Source organism: Paracoccus litorisediminis (assembly GCF_009711205.1).
Lineage (GTDB): Bacteria > Pseudomonadota > Alphaproteobacteria > Rhodobacterales > Rhodobacteraceae > Paracoccus > Paracoccus litorisediminis.
In genome coordinates, this window is record NZ_WMIG01000002.1 from 655,448 (window position 1) to 672,222 (window position 16,775).

A 16,775-nucleotide genomic window follows, 5' to 3' on the forward strand; every position below is an offset into this window, starting at 1 on the left:
GAAATATCCCGCGGGGGTGTGGGGGCGCGAAGCCCCCACTGCAAGGCTGATGCCGGGAGGGGCAGATGATCTATCGCGAGGCGGGTGACTTCAAGACGAGCTATCGCGACGATGGCCAGACCTTCCCGATCCGGCTGGACCGTTGGGGCTATTACGCGTTGCTGGGAGTGGCTTTTCTGGTCGTGCCCTTTGTCATCGACAGTTACTGGGCCAATGCCGTTCTGGTGCCGTTCCTGATCTATGCCATCGCCGCAATCGGGCTGAACATCCTGACGGGCTATGCCGGGCAGGTCAGTCTGGGGACCGGCGGTTTCATGGCGGTGGGGGCCTATTCGGTCTACAAGCTGATGACCGCCTTTCCGGGCGTGCCGATCTTTGTCCATATCCTGCTGGCCGGGGCGATCACCGCCGTGGTGGGGATGCTGTTCGGCCTGCCCAGCCTGCGGATCAAGGGCTTTTACCTGGCCGTGGCGACGCTGGCCGCGCAGTTCTTTCTGGTCTGGCTCTTCAACAAGGTGCCGTGGTTTTACAATTACTCGGCCTCGGGGCAGATCAATGCGCCTGAGCGCACCGTCTTTGGCTGGGCGGTGACCGGACCTGCGACGAGTGCTCCGGCAAAATACCTGACCTGTCTGGTCTTTGCGGTGGTGCTGGCATGGATCGCGCGCAACCTGACGCGCGGCATGGTGGGGCGCAAATGGATGGCGATCCGGGACATGGATATCGCGGCCGAGATCATCGGGGTGAACCCGCTGACCGCGAAACTGTCCGCATTTGCCGTCAGCAGCTTCTTTGTAGGCATTGCCGGGGCGCTGCTGTTCTCGGTTTATCTGGGCGCGGCAGAAGCCAGTGAGGCCTTCGGCATCAACAAGAGCTTCCTTGTCCTGTTCATGATCATCATCGGCGGCCTTGGCAGCATCTTTGGCAGCTTCGCCGGGGCGGCCTTTCTGGTCCTGCTGCCGGTCCTGCTGAAAAATCTGCTGGTGGTGCGGCTGGGATGGCCGACCGATCTGGCGGCCCATCTCGAACTGATGATCGTTGGCGGGCTGATCATCTTCTTCCTGATCGTCGAGCCGCATGGCCTCGCGCGGTTGTGGCGACTGACAAAGGAAAAGCTGCGGCTGTGGCCGTTCCCGCATTGAAGACCGGATAACCGGCTCATCACCCTTGGGAGGAGAACCAGGATGAAACTGAAGCTTGCTACCGTCGCGCTGGGGGCCATTCTGGCCGCGGCCCCCGCCATGGCCGATCTGGTCGTGCCGAACCTTAGCTATCGCACCGGCCCATATGGCGCGAACGGCACGCAATATGCCGACGGGTTCAACGACTATTTCACCCTGCTGAATGAACGCGACGGCGGCATCGGCGGCGAAAAGATCCAGACCCCGGAATGCGAGACTGCCTATAACACCGAAAAGGGCGTCGAATGCTACGAGGCCACCAAGGGCTCGGGCGCGCTGGTCTATAACCCCTTGTCCACCGGCATCACCTATCAGCTGATCCCCAAGGTCTCGGCCGATAAGATCGTGCTGTATACGCCGGGCTACGGGCGGACCTCGGCCAAGAATGGCAGCGTCTTCGAATGGGTCTTCAACGCGCCCGCGAACTATTGGGACGGGGCTTCGGTCGCGGTGAAATACTTGCTGGACCAAAGCGGCGGCGACCTGAAAGGCAAAAAGGTCGCGCTGGTCTATCACAATTCGGCCTATGGCAAGGAGCCGATCCGCACCCTGCAGGATCTGTCCAAGAAGCACGGCTTCACCCTGACCGAGCTGCCGATCGACCCGCCGGGACAAGAGCAAAAAAGCCAGTGGCTGCAGATTCGCCGCGACAAGCCCGATTACGTGCTGATGTGGGGCTGGGGCGTGATGAACCAGACCGCCATTCAAGAGGCCGCCAATATCCGATTCCCGATGGAGAACTTCATCGGCGTCTGGTGGTCGGGTTCCGAGGTTGACGTGCTGCCGGTCGGTGCCGCCGCACATGGCTACAAGTCGCTGACCTTCAACGGCGTCGGGACCGATTACCCGGTCTATGCCGACATGAAGAAATTCGTCATCGAGCCGGGCAAGGCATCGCAGGGCGGGCAGTTCGTCGGCTCGGCGCTGTATTCGCGCGGCATGTATGCGGCGGTGGTCATCGCCGAAGCGATCAAGAAGGCGCAGGAGCTGGCTGGGACCCCCGCGATCAACGCCACGCAACTGCGTGACGGCTTCGAGGCGCTTGGCATCACGCCTGCACGCCTGACCGAGATCGGCCTGCCGGACTTCGGCCCCGAGATCAAGATGAGCTGCGACAACCACGGCGGCAGCGGCATGGCCCGGATCCAGCAATGGGACGCCAATGCCAAGAAATGGAGCCTAATCACCGAGTTTACCGAGCCTGACCAAGAGGTTCTGAACCCGCTGATCGCCGCCGACAGCGAGGCCTTTGCCAAGGAATTCAACATCACGCCGCGCTGCTGATCCCGCGCGCCCCGGCGGCCTGTCGCCGGGGCATTCCAGACTGGGGGAACCATGCCTGATGCCACCCAAGACCCGCTGCTCGAGGTCAACAATATCGAGGTGATCTACAACCACGTCATCCTTGTGCTGAAGGGTGTCAGTCTGTCCGTGCCCAAGGGCGGCATCACCGCGCTTCTGGGCGGGAATGGTGCGGGCAAGACCACCACGCTGAAGGCCATCTCGAACCTGCTGCAATCCGAACGGGGCGAGGTCACCAAGGGCCAGATCACCTATCGCGGCGCGCCCGTGCAGGGCATGGACCCGGCTGCGCTGGTGAAACAGGGCGTCATTCAGGTGATGGAGGGGCGGCATTGCTTCGAACACCTGACCGTCGAGGAAAACCTGCTGACCGGCGCCTATACCCGCAGCGATGGCCGCGCGGCGATCGCCCGCGACCTTGAGATGGTCTATTCCTATTTCCCGCGCCTGAAGGAGCGCCGCAAAAGTCAGGCGGGCTATACTTCGGGCGGTGAACAGCAGATGTGCGCGATGGGGCGCGCATTGATGTCGAGGCCCGAAACCATCCTGCTGGATGAGCCCAGCATGGGCCTTGCGCCGCAACTGGTCGAGCAGATCTTCGAGATCGTTAAGGCGGTCAATGAGGGCGAGGGCGTGACCTTCCTTCTGGCCGAGCAGAACACCAATGTCGCGCTGCGCTATGCCCATCACGGCTACATTCTTGAAAGCGGCAGAGTGGTGATGGACGGCCCCGCCGAGGCGCTGCGCGAAAACCCGGATGTGAAGGAATTCTACCTCGGCATGTCCGAGCAGGGCCGGAAAAGCTTTCGCGACGTGCGCTCCTATCGCCGCCGCAAACGCTGGCTGGCCTGATTTTCGGCGAAAGGCGCCCGATGACATTCTATGACGAACTAGAGACCCGCAGCGCCGATGAGCGCGCCAGATGGCTGGCCAATGCATTGCCCGCAGCAATTTCGCGGGCGCAGACTGCCCCGGCCATGGCCCGTATCCTGCAAGGGGTCGATCCCGCTGCGGTCACCACGCGCGCGGGGCTTGCTGCCCTGCCGGTGATCCGGAAATCCGAACTCTCGGAAGCGCAGCGGAAATCGCCACCGTTTGGGGGGTTCACCACCCGCTATCCGCATGAGTTCGAGAACATCTTTCAAAGCCCCGGTCCGATCTATGAGCCGGGACGGCGCGGCAATGACTGGTGGCGGTTGGGGCGATTCCTGTCGGCCGCAGGGGTCGGGCCGGGTGACATCGTGCAGAACTGCTTTGGCTATCACCTGACGCCGGCGGGCATGATGTTCGAAAGCGCCGCCCGCGCCGTCGATGCCGCCGTCCTGCCTGCGGGCACCGGCCAGACCGAATTGCAGGTCCGCGCCGCCGTGGATATCGGCACCACCGCCTATGCCGGGACGCCCGATTACCTGAAGATCATCCTCGATAAGGCCGACGAGATGGGCGAGGCGCTGGCCTTTACCCGCGCGGTGGTCTCGGGTGGGGCGCTGTTTCCCAGCCTGCGTCAGGCTTACGCCGATCGCGGCATTGCCACGACGCAATGCTATGCCACCGCCGATCTGGGGCTGATCGCCTATGAATCCCCGGCGCTTGAAGGGATGATCGTCGATGAAGGCGTGATCGTCGAAATCGTCCGCCCCGGAACCGGCGATCCGGTCCCCGATGGCGAGGTGGGCGAGGTTGTGGTGACCACGCTGAACCCCGACTATCCGCTGATCCGCTTTGCGACGGGCGATCTGTCCGCCGTCCTGCCCGGAACCAGTCCCTGCGGACGCAGTAACATGCGCATCAAGGGCTGGATGGGCCGCGCCGACCAGACCACCAAGATCAAAGGCATGTTTGTCCGTCCCGAGCAGGTGGCGGCGCTGGTCTCGCGCCATCCTGAGCTAAGTCGCGCCCGCGTGCTCGCCGATCGTGCCGGAGACATGGATGTGATGACGGTGCTGCTGGAAACCGACAGCAAAGATGCGGCAAGATACGAGGCAGCGGTGTTGGACACCCTGAAACTTCGTGGCCGGATCGAACTGGTTGCGCCGGGATCACTTCCGAATGACGGCAAGGTCATCGAGGATCGGCGCAGCTACGACTGAACCCCGGCCGCCAATAAAAGGCCATGAGGATCGTCGATGCGGTATTTCCTGTTTCTGCTGGCCGCCCTTGCGGGCGCGGCTCCGGCCATGGCCGAGAATCGCGCGGTGGTCATCGGCAATGCGGATTACCGGAATGCGCCCGATCTGGCCGGGTCAGATACCGCCGCCCTGGCCGCAGTGATCCGCAAGGCGGGATTCGTCACTGCCGAAGGTGTCGATCTGCCCTCGGAGCAGTTGCGGCAGGTGCTGGACCTGCTCGCGCGTGACGATCTCGAACCCGGCGCGCGGGTGGTGATGCTCAGTGGCCGCTTCCTGAATGACGGGTCCGAGACATGGTACATGGGCACCGAGGCGCAGAGGTCCGGCCCGCTGGGCGCAGGTGCGCAGGGCGTGCCGCTGGGGCTGATCACGCAGTTGATGGCGAACAGGGACGCGGTGCTGCTTCTGGGTACCGATCAGCAGGACATGCCCCATGATCAGGGTCTGACCAGTGGGATCGGCCCCATGAGCAATGCCGAAGGGGTCTCGGTTGTCACCGGCTCGCCCGAGGCGGTGGCGCGGGCATTGCGGGAACTGGCTGCGGGGCGCTCGGTTGCCCGTGCGCTGTCGGTGGGGCAGGGCGTCGAGCTGTTGCTGGGCGGTGATCCGCAGATGGTCCCGGTTCGGCCCATGCCGGCAGGTCAGGAGGATCAGCCATCCGCCCCCGATCGCAGCGCATGGGCCGAGGCGGCGGCGCTGGACACGATCAAGGCCTGGTCCACCTATCTTGAACGCTTCCCCATGGGCAGCTTTGCCACTGCTGCTCGCGAACGTCGCGCGGCGTTGCGCCTGCAGGAACAGCCGCAGGTCGCATCGACATTGCAACTGGCCCCTGCCGATCAACTGGAGATCCAGCGCGCCCTTGCCCGACTTGGCCTCGAACCGGGTCCACTTGACGGAAGGATCGGCGTCCAGACCCGAGAGGCCCTTCGCGATTGGCAAAGACGAAACCGCGCTGACCCAACCGGCGAACTGACCGTTCCGCAACTGGCCGAACTGCGGCGGCAGGTTGCCGCCTTGGGCGAACCCGGCGGCAAGCAGGATCGCGATTTCTGGGAACGCAGTGGCGCGCGCGGTGGCATCGAACGCCTGCGCAACTATCTGCGTCGTTATCCCGAAGGGCTTTTCGCCATCGACGCGCGTCGTCAACTTGCTTCCAGCGGCCAGCATCCATTGCTGCAGCCAAGGGCCAGTGGCGATTCGACAACCTTCAGATGGGCGCGCCGGCAGGACAGCGCCGCGGCCTATCAGCAATATCTCGACCGTTTCCCGCAAGGCGCCCATGTCGCCGAAGCGCGGCTTCGTCATGACAATCTGCTGGCGACGACAAGGGCCGCGCAGCAGGAAGAGGCCGCGCTTGGCCTGAACGCCACCACCCGCATGCTGATCGAAACCCGACTGGATCGGGCCAAGCTGGTACCGGGCGAGGTTGATGGCCGCTTCACCGATGACACGCGCGAGGCGCTGCGCCGCTATCAGGCCGTGCATAATTTGCGGGTAACGGGATATGTCTCGCGTCAGACTTTAAATGCGCTTCTGGCCGAGCCGGAAACAGAAGGAGCCCGCCAATGATCCACTCACTTCTGCCCGCCGCGCTGATCGTGCTGGCGGGGATCTGCATCGCCGTGCAGGCACCGATCAACGCGGCGCTGGCGCGTCAGGCCCAGAGCCCGCTGGCGGCAGCGGCGATTTCCTTCGGCGTGGGTTTCATGATTCTTGTTACGCTTTCGCTGCTCATGGGGCAGGGCCGAGGCTTCCTGCGCGCGACCCAGACCGAGCTGTGGATGTGGGCCGGGGGGCTTCTGGGGGCCTTCTATGTCTGGGCGATGGTCTGGTCATTGCCGCGTCTGGGCGCGCTGACCGCGCTTTGCGCGCTGGCGCTTGGTCAGATCGTCGCGGCGATTCTCCTCGACCGCAGCGGTGCGTTCGGTCTGCCGATCCGCGATATTTCGCTGCCGAGGATTCTTGCGGCGCTGATGGTTGCGGGCGGGCTGGTCCTGTCGCGCTTCTGAGTTCATCGTTTCGGAAATACCCACGGGGGTGTGGGGCAGTCAGCCCCCACGGCAGGGCACGACGAATCGGCAACGGAAAACGCCCGCTGCGGGGGACGCAGCGGGCGTTTCAACTGGGCAACAAGTGTCGCGGATCAGCCTTGGCGGGCTTTGAAACGCGGGTTGGTCTTGTTGATGACATAGATGCGGCCTTTACGGCGCACAACTTGGCAATCGCGGTGACGGCTCTTGAGCGAGCGGAGCGAATTGCGAACCTTCATGGGTCTTCTCCTATCGCGGCGCATCGCAAAAGGCGCCATGGAATTGAAATGCCCCGGTCATTGCCCGGGGCGCGGAATTAGATGGTGGGCGGTACTGGGATCGAACCAGTGGCCACTACGATGTCAACGTAGTGCTCTACCGCTGAGCTAACCGCCCACTTGCCCGGCGATCTGTGCGCTTTCGCGTCCATTTCTCCTTGGTCTGCGGCTCTATATATACGCCTGTCGGGGGCTGCAACCCCCTTTTGCAATGTTTCTGAACCGGACTTGGCTCAAGCTGAACTTGGGCTATAACCGGAACTGTATTCCGCCCGGCAGATCTTGCCCAGCCAGCCGAGTTCCCAAGGATTTCCGTGCATGAGCCTGGACGACAAAACCTTCGATCTATCGCGCCCTGAAAACTGGCTGGGCGGCGTGATCTTTGCCTCGCCGCATTCAGGGCGCTGTTATCCCGACTGGTTTCTGGCCGAATCGCGCCTTGATCCACAGAATCTGCGCTCATCCGAGGATGCTTTCGTCGATCGGCTGATTGCGCCGGCGCTGGATCACGGTGCGGTGGTGCTGACAGCGCGAGTTCCGCGCTGTGTCGTCGACCTCAATCGCGGGCCGGATGAAATCGACCCTCTGGTCGTCGCGGGTGCGGTTCCCCGGATCATGAGCCCGCGAATCATGGCCGGGCTGGGGGTGATTCCGCGCGTTGTCTCGCAAGGGCGGGTGATTCACGACCGTCCCATTGCCAGGGAAGAGGCCGATTTGCGAATCGCCCGGCTCTGGCATCCCTATCACCATGCCCTTTCCGCCCTGATCGACGAGGCGATCAGCCGCTTTGGCGGGGCGATTCTGATCGACATGCATTCCATGCCTCGCGATGCCCTCGCGCATCTGCCGCGCCCGCGTCCGGATTTCGTGCTTGGTGACCGTAACGGCGTTTCGGCCGCGCCCCGGATCGCCAAAGCTGTCGTCGAGGCCGTTTCGGGCGAAGGTTTCCGCGTGCAGAAGAATTCGCCCTTCTCGGGGGCCTATATCGCGGCGGCCTACGGCAAGCCCACGCGCAATGTCCATGTCGTCCAGCTTGAGCTGGATCGTTCGCTTTACATGGATGAAAAGCGCATCGAGCCGCGCCCGGACTTCGACATCTTTGCCGCGCGCTTTGCCCGCATCGTCGAAAAGCTGGCCGGATTGCGCCCGGATGAAAGCGAATCCGCAATTGCTGCCGAATGATCTCCTGACACAAGGGACCGGAAGATGCAGACCGACTTCGCCGAGCTGATCGGCCAGAATATTGCCCTGATCGTCCTTGCGATCGTCATCTTCCTTGCGGTCACCTCGGCCGTTCGCATCGTGCCGCAATCGGAAAAATACGTGGTCGAGCGTTTCGGGCGGCTGCGCTCGGTGCTGGGGCCGGGGATCAACTTTACCGTGCCCTTCCTTGACCGGGTGGCGCACAAGATCTCGGTGCTGGAGCGGCAATTGCCAACCAGCAGGCAGGACGCAATCACTGCCGACAATGTACTGGTGCAGGTCGAAAGCTCGGTCTTCTATCGTATCATTGAGCCTGAAAAGACCGTCTACCGGATCCGCGACATCGACGCGGCCATTGCCACCACCGTGGCCGGGATCGTGCGTTCCGAAATCGGCACGATGGAGCTGGATCAGGTCCAGTCGAACCGCGCCCGCCTGATCGAGCGCATCCGCGAAAGCCTTGCCAATGTCGTTGACGATTGGGGGATCGAGGTAACGCGGGCCGAGATTCTGGACGTGAATCTGGACGATGCCACCCGCGCCGCCATGTTGCAGCAGTTGAATGCCGAGCGCGCCCGCCGCGCACAGGTGACCGAGGCCGAGGGCAAGCGCCGCGCCGTCGAACTGGCCGCCGATGGCGATCTTTACGCCGCCGAGCAGCAGGCCAAGGCCAAGCGCATTCTGGCCGAGGCCGAGGCATTCGCCACCAGCGCCATCGCTGGCGCGATCCGCGAAGGCGGGATCGAGGCCGCGCAATATCAGGTCGCCATGCGTCAGGTCGAGGTGCTGGGCGATGTCGGCAAGGGGCAGGGCAAGCAGACGATCATCCTGCCCGCCTCGGCCGTCGAAGCGATGGGCGATGCCTTCAAGCTGTTCAAGGGCGGCAAGGCGTGATGCACGGCTGGATCTGGATCATCGCGGCACTGGTACTGGGCGCGCTGGAGATCGTGCTGCCGGGCTGGTTTTTCCTTGGCATCGCGTTGGCGACCGGCCTGATGGGCTTGGCGATACTGGCCGGAATTTGGACCGGGGGCTTGCCGATGGCGCTGGTGGTGACGGCAGCGCTGAGCGGCGCGATCTGGCTGGGTCTGCGCCGGATCTTTGGCTCGAGCAGGGGGGATGTGCGGATCTGGACCCGCGACATCAACGACGACAAATGAGCTTTGTTGGCGCGAAACTGATCCTGACGCAGGGCGCGAACCTGCTGACCTGCCTGCGCGACGATTTCGACTGGCTTCCCTTTCCGGGCCATTGGGACCTGCCCGGCGGTCAGGCCGAGCCGGGCGAGACGCCGATCGAATGCGCACTGAGGGAACTGGATGAGGAATTCGGACTGCGCCTTGATCCCGCGCGGCTTGCGGGGCAGATCATGCCATCGGTCACCCGTCCGGGGCGCGATTCATGGCTGTTCGTCGGGACGTTGACGATTGATGAAATCGCCTCGATCCGCTTTGGCGATGAGGGGCAGGAATGGCGGATGATGCCGATTTCTGAATTCGTGGCGCACCCGCGCGCCGTGCCGCATTTCCGCAGCCACGTCGCGCAGGTGCTGGGGCTTTAGCGCGGCAGTTCCGCGACGATGGCCTGCGCCGCGGCGCGCGGGTCTGCGGCCTGCCAGATCGGGCGGCCGACGACGATATGGTCGGCACCATTGGCGATGGCGGTGGCCGGGGTCTCGATCCGCTTCTGATCGCCCGCATCTGAGCCCGCCGGACGCACGCCCGGTGTCACGATCAAGCGGCCCGCCGATTCCGGCAGGGCGCGGATCAGCGCGGCCTCACGCGGGGATGCGATGACACCATCGGCACCGGCCTCAAAGGCGCGGGCGGCGCGGGTGGTCACGATCTCGGTCACGTCGCCCGGAACGATCAGCCCGGCATCCAGATCCGCGCGGTCCAGCGAGGTCAGGATGGTGACGGCGAGGATCTTCAGGTTCGAGCCCGCCGCACCCTGTTTCGCCGCGCGCACGACATGGGGGTCGCCATGCACGGTCAGGAAATCCAGATCATATTGCGCGATGCCGCGTACGGCAGCTTCGACCGTCGCGCCGATGTCGAAGAACTTCATGTCCAGGAAGATGCGCTTGCCATGTTCCTGTTTCAGCTCATTGGCCAGCGCCAGACCGCCCCCGGTCAGCATGCCAAGACCGATCTTGTAGAAGCTGGCGGCGTCGCCGATCTTTTCGGCCAGATCCAGCCCGGCCAGCGCATTCGGCACGTCCAGCGCCACGATCAGACGATCATCCATTCCCATACCTCGATTTTCAGGCAAACTCTGCGACAAACGGCGCGGTTATATGGGGGATGCGCGAGTCTTGAAACCCCGTTTCTGGCTGCCCATTTCACAGGCAGGACCCGACGGGCCGTGCCGAATGCGGGCGGTCCCATGCGGGGGCTGAGGAAAGGAATTTCATATGGATATGGAAAAATTCACGGAACGGTCGCGCGGTTTCCTGCAAGCGGCCCAGACTATCGCGATCCGCGAAGACAACCAGCGCGTTATGCCCGAACATCTGCTGAAGGCGCTGATGGATGACGACCAAGGCTTCGCCAGCAACCTGATTTCGCGGGCCGGGGGCGATGCCCAAGCCGTGCGTCAGGCTGTTGATCAGGCGGTGGCCAAGCAACCCAAAGTCAGTGGCGGGCAGGGTCAGGTCTATGTCGATCCCAGCATGGTCCGCGTGCTGGACGAGGCCGAGAAGCTGGCCAAGAAGGCTGGCGACAGCTTTGTTCCAGCCGAGCGTGTGCTGACCGCGCTTGCGGTGGTGAACACCAATGCTCGCGACGCGCTGTCGGCGGGCAAGGTCACGGCACAATCGCTGAATGCGGCGATCAACGACATCCGCAAGGGCCGCACCGCCGATACCGCCAGCGCCGAGGACAGCTATGAAGCGCTGTCGAAATATGCCCGCAACCTCACCGAGGCCGCGGCCGAGGGCAAGATCGACCCGATCATCGGTCGGGACGAAGAAATCCGCCGCGCCATGCAAGTGCTGTCGCGCCGGACCAAGAACAACCCAGTGCTGATCGGTGAACCGGGCGTCGGCAAGACCGCGATCGCCGAGGGCCTCGCGTTGCGCATCATCGATGGCGACGTGCCGGAATCCCTGCGCAACAAGCAGCTTTGGGCCTTGGACATGGGCGCGCTGATCGCGGGTGCGAAATATCGCGGCGAGTTCGAGGAGCGGCTGAAATCCGTCCTCAAGGAAATCGAGAACGCTGCCGGTGAAATCGTCCTGTTCATCGACGAGCTGCATGTGCTGGTCGGCGCGGGCAAGACCGATGGCGCAATGGATGCCGCGAACCTGATCAAGCCCGCGCTCGCGCGGGGTGAGCTGCATTGCGTCGGCGCGACCACCTTGGACGAGTATCGCAAGTATATCGAGAAGGACGCGGCTCTTGCCCGGCGTTTCCAGCCGGTGATGGTCACCGAGCCGACGGTCGAGGATACGATCTCGATCCTGCGCGGCATCAAGGAGAAATATGAACTCCATCACGGTGTCCGCATCAGCGACGCTGCGCTGGTGGCTGCGGCAACGCTGTCGAACCGCTACATCACCGACCGTTTCCTGCCCGACAAGGCCATCGACCTGGTCGATGAGGCCGCAAGCCGTCTGCGCATGGAAGTGGACAGCAAGCCCGAAGAGCTGGACGCGCTGGACCGTCAGATCCTGCAGATGCAGATCGAGGCCGAGGCATTGAAGAAGGAAGACGACACGGCATCCAAGGACCGGCTGGAAAAGCTGGAACGGAACCTGTCCGAATTGCAGGAGCAGTCGGCAACGATGACGGCCCGCTGGCAGGCCGAACGCGACCGTCTGGAAGGCTCGCGCAACCTGAAAGAGCAACTCGACAAGGCCCGCGCCGAGCTGGATCAGGCCAAGCGCGAGGGCAATCTGGCGAAGGCCGGGGAGCTGTCCTACGGCATCATCCCCGGTCTGGAAAAGAAGCTGGCCGAGGCCGAGGGCGACGATGACAGCCCGATGGTCGAGGAGGCCGTCCGCCCCGAGCAGATCGCTGAAGTCGTGGAACGCTGGACCGGCATTCCCACCAGCAAGATGCTGGAAGGTGAGCGCGAGAAGCTGCTGAAGATGGAGGAAGTCCTTGGCAAGCGCGTCATCGGTCAGGCCGAGGCGGTGACGGCGGTCTCGAGCGCCGTGCGTCGCGCACGCGCCGGGCTGAACGACCCGAAACGCCCCTTGGGCAGCTTCCTGTTCCTTGGCCCGACTGGCGTCGGCAAGACGGAACTGACCAAGGCCATCGCCGAATACATGTTCGACGATGACAGCGCGATGGTCCGCATCGACATGTCCGAATACATGGAGAAGCATTCGGTTGCCCGCCTGATCGGCGCGCCTCCGGGCTATGTCGGCTATGACGAAGGCGGCGCACTGACCGAAGCCGTCCGCCGCCGCCCTTATCAGGTGATCCTGTTCGACGAGGTCGAAAAGGCCCACCCCGACGTCTTCAACGTGCTGTTGCAGGTGCTGGATGACGGTCAATTGACCGACGGGCAAGGCCGGACGGTGGACTTCAAGCAGACGCTGATCATCCTGACCTCGAACCTTGGGGCGCAGGCTTTGTCGACGCTGCCCGAAGGCGCCGATAGCGGTCAGGCGCGGACGCAGGTCATGGACGCGGTGCGGGCGCATTTCCGCCCCGAATTCCTGAACCGTCTGGATGAGATCATCATCTTCCACCGCCTGACGCGGGACAATATGGACGGGATCGTCAAGATCCAGCTGTTCCAGCTGGAGCAGCGCCTTGCACAGCGCAACATCTATCTGGATCTGGACGATGACGCGATGAAATGGCTGGCGGATGAGGGTTACGATCCCGTCTTTGGTGCGCGTCCGCTGAAGCGGGTGATCCAGCGCAGTCTGCAGAACCCGCTGGCCGAAATGATCCTGGGCGGCGAGATCATGGATGGTCAGACCGTCCATGTCGGCGCGGGGCCGGACGGGTTGATCGTCGGCAATCGCATCACCGGCGCTCATCTGGGTGAGGCGGGCGATAGCGGCCCGCGTGTGCCTCTGCACTAAGGTCATGCCACAAGAACGGGCGGTCGCGATGCGGCCGCCCTTTTTTCCATCGGCGGGACTTTACCCCGCCGTCATACGCGGCATGGTAAGCCATCAGGAAACATGCAAGATCCCCGCAAAGGCTTGTACAACCAAAGGCGCGACATGACCCGCATCCTGACCGTTCCCACCCAGCCGATCGACGGGCAGAAGCCCGGCACCTCGGGTCTGCGCAAGAAGACCAAGATCTTCATGGGCCCGCATTATCTGGAAAACTTCACTCAGTCGGTCTTTGATGCGATCGGTGGCGTGCAGGACAAGATCCTGATCCTTGGCGGCGACGGGCGCTACTTCAACGACCGGGCGGTGCAGGTGATCCTGCGCATGGCTGCAGCGAATGGCGCGGCGCGCATGATCGTGGGGCAGGGCGGCTTGCTGTCGACGCCCGCGGCCTCGAACCTGATCCGCAAGCTGGGGGCGGATGGCGGGATCATCCTGTCCGCCAGCCACAATCCGGGCGGTATCGACGAGGACTTCGGCATGAAGTTCAACGGCGCGAATGGCGGCCCCGCGCCCGAATCCGTGACCGATCTGATTTTCACCCGCACGCAGGAGCTGACCGAATACCGCATCCTTGAAGGCGCAGATCTGGACCTGTCGGTGATCGGCGAGACCGAAATGGGCGGCATGGCGGTCGAGATTGTCGACCCGGTCGCCGATTATGCCCAGCTGATGGGCGAGTTGTTCGATTTCGACCTGATCCGCAACCTGTTCATCGGCGGATTCCGCATGCGCTTCGACGCGATGCATGCGGTGACCGGGCCTTACGCGACCGCGATCCTTGAAGGTATTCTTGGCGCGCCCAAGGGGACGGTCGTGAATGGCACGCCTTCGCCCGATTTCGGCGGCGGCCATCCCGATCCGAATCCGGTCTGGGCTGCCGATCTGATGCAGGCGATGTTTGGCAAGGACGCTCCCGATTTTGGCGCGGCCTCGGACGGGGACGGCGATCGCAACATGATCGTCGGGCGCGGGATCTATGTGACTCCCTCGGACAGTCTGGCCGTTCTGGCGGCAAACGCGCATCTGGCGCCAGCCTACAAGAAGGGGCTTGCCGGGATCGCGCGCTCGATGCCGACCAGCCGCGCTGCCGACCGGGTGGCCGAAAAACTGGGCATCGAATGCCATGAGACCCCGACCGGCTGGAAGTTCTTTGGCAACCTGTTGGATGCGGGTCGGGTGACCATCTGTGGCGAGGAAAGTGCCGGCACAGGTTCCGATCATGTGCGGGAAAAGGACGGGCTGTGGGCGGTGCTTCTGTGGCTGAACATTCTTGCCCGCCGTATCGAACCGGTCGAGCAGATCATGTCCGCGCATTGGGCCGAGTTCGGTCGCAACTATTATTCGCGCCACGACTATGAGGCCGTGCCGTCCGAGCGCGCCAATGCCCTGATCCAGCGGTTGCGCGATATCTCGGCCGATCTGCCGGGTCAGCAATTCCAGGGCCTGACCGTCGAACAGGCCGATGATTTCGCCTATCACGATCCGGTCGACGGTTCGGTCTCGGCCAATCAGGGCATCCGCATCGGCTTCACCGACGGCTCGCGCGTGGTGCTGCGCCTGTCGGGAACAGGCACCGAGGGCGCGACCCTGCGCGTCTATCTGGAGCGTTACGAAGCCGATCCCGCCCGCCATGGGCTGCCGGTCGAGGAGGCGCTGGCTCCTGTCATTGCCGCCGCCGAGGAAATCGCCCTGATCCGCGAATTCACCGGTCGCGCGCAGCCTGACGTCACCACCTGACACACGAAGAAGTTCATCGGCGGTTAACCCCGCCGCTGCTATCCTTGCACCGTCAAAGGGAGGCTGCCGATGAAGCTCAAATGGTCCGAGGTCACGCCTGAGCCGGTCTATCTGACCCGCCGGGCACTTATCGCGGCGGGCATGGCCAGCATCGCCGCCCCGGCCTTTGGCCTGACCGGAAAACCCTCGGCGCTGTCCACCGATGAAAAGCCGAACAGCTTCGAAGAGATCACCAATTACAATAACTTCTACGAATTCGGTACCGACAAGACCGATCCGGCGCGCTATTCGGCGACGCTGAAACCCGCGCCTTGGTCGGTCAAGATCGACGGTCTGGTGGATCACCCCGGAAATTATGCGGTCGAGGATCTGGCCCCGGATTCCGCGCTGGAAGAGCGCATCTATCGTCTGCGCTGCGTCGAGGCTTGGTCCATGGTCATTCCCTGGCTGGGTGTGCCGCTGGCCGCGGTCCTGCAAAAGGCCGCTCCGCAAGCTGGGGCGAAATACGTCGCCTTCCAGACGTTGGAAGACCCCAAGCAGATGCCGGGTCAGGCCTATAGCAGCGGTATCGACTGGCCCTATCGCGAGGGCCTGCGTCTGGATGAGGCGATGAACCCGCTGACGATTCTGGCAACCGGGCTCTATGGCAAGGTGCTGCCGAACCAGAACGGCGCGCCGATCCGGCTGGTCGTGCCGTGGAAATACGGCTTCAAGTCGATCAAGTCGATTGTCGGGATCACCCTGACCGACAAGCAGCCGCAGACGACCTGGCAAATGCTTCAGGCCAATGAATATGGCTTCTATGCCAATGTGAACCCGCAGGTGGACCATCCGCGTTGGTCGCAAGCCACCGAACGGCGCATCGGGGCCGGATTGCTGGGCGGGCGTCAGGAAACGCTGATGTTCAATGGCTATGGGGATCAGGTCGCGCAGATGTATTCCGGCATGGACCTGGCAAAGAACTACTGATGGCGCAGCGCCTGACCCGCTGGTTGCGACATGTCCCGGTCTGGCTAGTCTGGGTCTTGGCGGCTATCCCGTTGGCCCTACTGGTCTGGGACACATTACAGGGTAATCTTGGCGTCGAGCCGGTTCGAGACATCGAGCATCGGCTTGGCCGCACCGCGCTGTATTTTCTGATTGCCACGCTGTCGGTCACACCGCTGCTGCGGCTGACCCGGATCAACCTTGTCCGTTTCCGGCAGGCCCTGGGGTTGATCTGCTTTTCCTATGCCGTCCTGCATCTAGCGGCATGGGTCGTCTTAGACATGGCACTGCTTTGGGCGCAAATGCTCAAGGATGTGGTCAAGCGGCCCTACCTGATCTTTGGAATGCTGGCCTTTCTGATGCTGCTGTCTCTGGCGGTAACCTCGAACCGCTTTTCGATCCGCCGGATGCGGGCAGGGTGGAAGCGTCTTCACCGCCTGATCTATCCCGCAGCCATTCTCGCGTCGCTGCATTGGATCTGGGCTCTGAAGCTATGGGAGCGGAAGCCAGCACTGATTCTTGCGTCGATTCTGCTGTTGCTCGGCCTGCGATTCTTCTGGTTTTTGCGTCTGGGGGCGCGTTTCCGCAGCGTGCGACCCGATCCGAAACCGGTGACACCACAACGCGTCGAATAGAATATATAACAAACTCAATAACTTACCAACAATTTCATATTTTTGTGGTTTTTGCTCTTGCGGGTTTTGGCGGTGATCCGTAAATACGCCTTCACCGAGCCGGCAGGGTGCTGGAGCGGTTCGGACGGATGGCCTTGATGGTTGTTTGTCTGGTAAAATCGGGAAGTTTGATGGCTTGTGCGGCGCCTGATGAGAAGATGGCGCGGT

At 63.0% G+C, this 16,775-nt stretch carries 16 protein-coding genes and 1 tRNA gene; 14 read left to right on the plus strand and 3 right to left on the minus strand.

What is annotated here, in order from left to right:
- Positions 1 to 65 precede the first annotated feature (65 nt).
- The 6 genes from GL300_RS08645 to GL300_RS08670 are packed head-to-tail and all read left to right on the plus strand — an operon-like array spanning position 66 to position 6,624.
- Positions 66 to 1,142, plus strand: coding sequence for a branched-chain amino acid ABC transporter permease (locus GL300_RS08645; RefSeq protein WP_155039188.1), 1,077 nt, complete (start codon positions 66 to 68; stop codon positions 1,140 to 1,142).
- A 42-nt stretch (positions 1,143 to 1,184) separates the two neighbouring features.
- Positions 1,185 to 2,465 carry an ABC transporter substrate-binding protein gene (locus GL300_RS08650; RefSeq protein ID WP_155039189.1) on the plus strand — a complete coding sequence of 427 codons (1,281 nt, stop codon included), beginning with the start codon at positions 1,185 to 1,187 and terminating at the stop codon, positions 2,463 to 2,465.
- A 51-nt stretch (positions 2,466 to 2,516) separates the two neighbouring features.
- Positions 2,517 to 3,335: an ABC transporter ATP-binding protein gene (locus GL300_RS08655; RefSeq protein WP_155039190.1), complete on the plus strand. Its 819-nt coding sequence runs from the start codon at positions 2,517 to 2,519 to the stop codon at positions 3,333 to 3,335.
- A 20-nt stretch (positions 3,336 to 3,355) separates the two neighbouring features.
- Positions 3,356 to 4,573, plus strand: coding sequence for a phenylacetate--CoA ligase family protein (locus tag GL300_RS08660; protein ID WP_155039191.1), 1,218 nt, complete (start codon positions 3,356 to 3,358; stop codon positions 4,571 to 4,573).
- Positions 4,574 to 4,609: 36 nt separating this feature from the next.
- A complete protein-coding gene (locus GL300_RS08665) occupies positions 4,610 to 6,184 on the plus strand; it encodes a peptidoglycan-binding protein (RefSeq protein ID WP_155039192.1) in 1,575 nt (524 codons plus the stop codon).
- A complete protein-coding gene (locus GL300_RS08670) occupies positions 6,181 to 6,624 on the plus strand; it encodes a DMT family transporter (protein WP_155039193.1) in 444 nt (147 codons plus the stop codon). The genes GL300_RS08665 and GL300_RS08670 overlap by 4 nt, the downstream gene beginning before the upstream one ends.
- A 134-nt stretch (positions 6,625 to 6,758) precedes the next feature.
- Here the strand turns inward: GL300_RS08670 and ykgO are convergent, their stop codons facing one another.
- Together ykgO and GL300_RS08680 are read right to left on the minus strand one after the other, a co-directional pair.
- Positions 6,759 to 6,884 (minus strand): type B 50S ribosomal protein L36, encoded by a 126-nt coding sequence (gene ykgO / locus GL300_RS08675; RefSeq protein WP_011746405.1) that lies wholly within the window; start codon positions 6,882 to 6,884, stop codon positions 6,759 to 6,761.
- Positions 6,885 to 6,966: 82 nt separating this feature from the next.
- Positions 6,967 to 7,041 (minus strand) — tRNA-Val (locus GL300_RS08680).
- A gap of 200 nt (positions 7,042 to 7,241) precedes the next feature.
- Here GL300_RS08680 and GL300_RS08685 point away from each other — a divergent pair.
- Genes GL300_RS08685 through GL300_RS26620 form a run of 4 tightly spaced genes read left to right on the plus strand, consistent with a single transcriptional unit; the run spans position 7,242 to position 9,687 of the window.
- Complete coding sequence (locus GL300_RS08685) at positions 7,242 to 8,105, plus strand: N-formylglutamate amidohydrolase (RefSeq protein WP_155039194.1); 864 nt, start codon at positions 7,242 to 7,244, stop codon at positions 8,103 to 8,105.
- Positions 8,106 to 8,129: 24 nt separating this feature from the next.
- Positions 8,130 to 9,020 (plus strand): SPFH domain-containing protein, encoded by an 891-nt coding sequence (locus tag GL300_RS08690; protein WP_155039195.1) that lies wholly within the window; start codon positions 8,130 to 8,132, stop codon positions 9,018 to 9,020.
- Positions 9,020 to 9,286 (plus strand): NfeD family protein, encoded by a 267-nt coding sequence (locus tag GL300_RS26615; RefSeq protein ID WP_246195120.1) that lies wholly within the window; start codon positions 9,020 to 9,022, stop codon positions 9,284 to 9,286. The genes GL300_RS08690 and GL300_RS26615 overlap by 1 nt, the downstream gene beginning before the upstream one ends.
- On the plus strand, positions 9,283 to 9,687 hold the full coding sequence (locus tag GL300_RS26620; RefSeq protein ID WP_246195110.1) for an NUDIX hydrolase: 405 nt from the start codon (positions 9,283 to 9,285) through the stop codon (positions 9,685 to 9,687). Before GL300_RS26615 ends, GL300_RS26620 begins: the two co-directional genes overlap by 4 nt.
- Here GL300_RS26620 and pyrF read toward each other — a convergent pair.
- Positions 9,684 to 10,373: an orotidine-5'-phosphate decarboxylase gene (pyrF, locus tag GL300_RS08700; protein WP_170297626.1), complete on the minus strand. Its 690-nt coding sequence runs from the start codon at positions 10,371 to 10,373 to the stop codon at positions 9,684 to 9,686. The two genes, GL300_RS26620 and pyrF, sit on opposite strands and share 4 nt — an antisense overlap.
- Positions 10,374 to 10,539: 166 nt before the next feature.
- On the opposite strand from pyrF, the gene clpB reads away from it, so the two are divergent.
- From clpB to GL300_RS08720, 4 genes are all read left to right on the plus strand, one after another.
- Positions 10,540 to 13,167, plus strand: coding sequence for an ATP-dependent chaperone ClpB (gene clpB, locus GL300_RS08705; protein ID WP_155039198.1), 2,628 nt, complete (start codon positions 10,540 to 10,542; stop codon positions 13,165 to 13,167).
- Positions 13,168 to 13,311: 144 nt separating this feature from the next.
- On the plus strand, positions 13,312 to 14,946 hold the full coding sequence (locus GL300_RS08710) for an alpha-D-glucose phosphate-specific phosphoglucomutase (protein ID WP_155039199.1): 1,635 nt from the start codon (positions 13,312 to 13,314) through the stop codon (positions 14,944 to 14,946).
- Between the two features lie 69 nt (positions 14,947 to 15,015).
- A complete protein-coding gene (msrP, locus tag GL300_RS08715) occupies positions 15,016 to 15,915 on the plus strand; it encodes a protein-methionine-sulfoxide reductase catalytic subunit MsrP (RefSeq protein ID WP_155039200.1) in 900 nt (299 codons plus the stop codon).
- The gene (locus GL300_RS08720) at positions 15,915 to 16,568 is read left to right on the plus strand and encodes a protein-methionine-sulfoxide reductase heme-binding subunit MsrQ (RefSeq protein WP_155039201.1); all 654 of its coding nucleotides are present in this window, start codon (positions 15,915 to 15,917) and stop codon (positions 16,566 to 16,568) included. The genes msrP and GL300_RS08720 overlap by 1 nt, the downstream gene beginning before the upstream one ends.
- Positions 16,569 to 16,775: the final 207 nt, after the last annotated feature.

Bases quoted from the DNA above. Each gene is read 5' to 3' on its own strand.
- GL300_RS08645 (WP_155039188.1), top strand. From the start codon at position 66: ATGATCTATCGCGAGGCGGGTGACTTCAAGACGAGCTATCGCGACGAT.
- GL300_RS08650 (WP_155039189.1), top strand. From the start codon at position 1,185: ATGAAACTGAAGCTTGCTACCGTCGCGCTGGGGGCCATTCTGGCCGCG.
- GL300_RS08655 (WP_155039190.1), top strand. From the start codon at position 2,517: ATGCCTGATGCCACCCAAGACCCGCTGCTCGAGGTCAACAATATCGAG.
- GL300_RS08660 (WP_155039191.1), top strand. From the start codon at position 3,356: ATGACATTCTATGACGAACTAGAGACCCGCAGCGCCGATGAGCGCGCC.
- GL300_RS08665 (WP_155039192.1), top strand. From the start codon at position 4,610: ATGCGGTATTTCCTGTTTCTGCTGGCCGCCCTTGCGGGCGCGGCTCCG.
- GL300_RS08670 (WP_155039193.1), top strand. From the start codon at position 6,181: ATGATCCACTCACTTCTGCCCGCCGCGCTGATCGTGCTGGCGGGGATC.
- ykgO (WP_011746405.1), bottom strand. From the start codon at position 6,884: ATGAAGGTTCGCAATTCGCTCCGCTCGCTCAAGAGCCGTCACCGCGAT.
- GL300_RS08685 (WP_155039194.1), top strand. From the start codon at position 7,242: ATGAGCCTGGACGACAAAACCTTCGATCTATCGCGCCCTGAAAACTGG.
- GL300_RS08690 (WP_155039195.1), top strand. From the start codon at position 8,130: ATGCAGACCGACTTCGCCGAGCTGATCGGCCAGAATATTGCCCTGATC.
- GL300_RS26615 (WP_246195120.1), top strand. From the start codon at position 9,020: ATGCACGGCTGGATCTGGATCATCGCGGCACTGGTACTGGGCGCGCTG.
- GL300_RS26620 (WP_246195110.1), top strand. From the start codon at position 9,283: ATGAGCTTTGTTGGCGCGAAACTGATCCTGACGCAGGGCGCGAACCTG.
- pyrF (WP_170297626.1), bottom strand. From the start codon at position 10,373: ATGGATGATCGTCTGATCGTGGCGCTGGACGTGCCGAATGCGCTGGCC.
- clpB (WP_155039198.1), top strand. From the start codon at position 10,540: ATGGATATGGAAAAATTCACGGAACGGTCGCGCGGTTTCCTGCAAGCG.
- GL300_RS08710 (WP_155039199.1), top strand. From the start codon at position 13,312: ATGACCCGCATCCTGACCGTTCCCACCCAGCCGATCGACGGGCAGAAG.
- msrP (WP_155039200.1), top strand. From the start codon at position 15,016: ATGAAGCTCAAATGGTCCGAGGTCACGCCTGAGCCGGTCTATCTGACC.
- GL300_RS08720 (WP_155039201.1), top strand. From the start codon at position 15,915: ATGGCGCAGCGCCTGACCCGCTGGTTGCGACATGTCCCGGTCTGGCTA.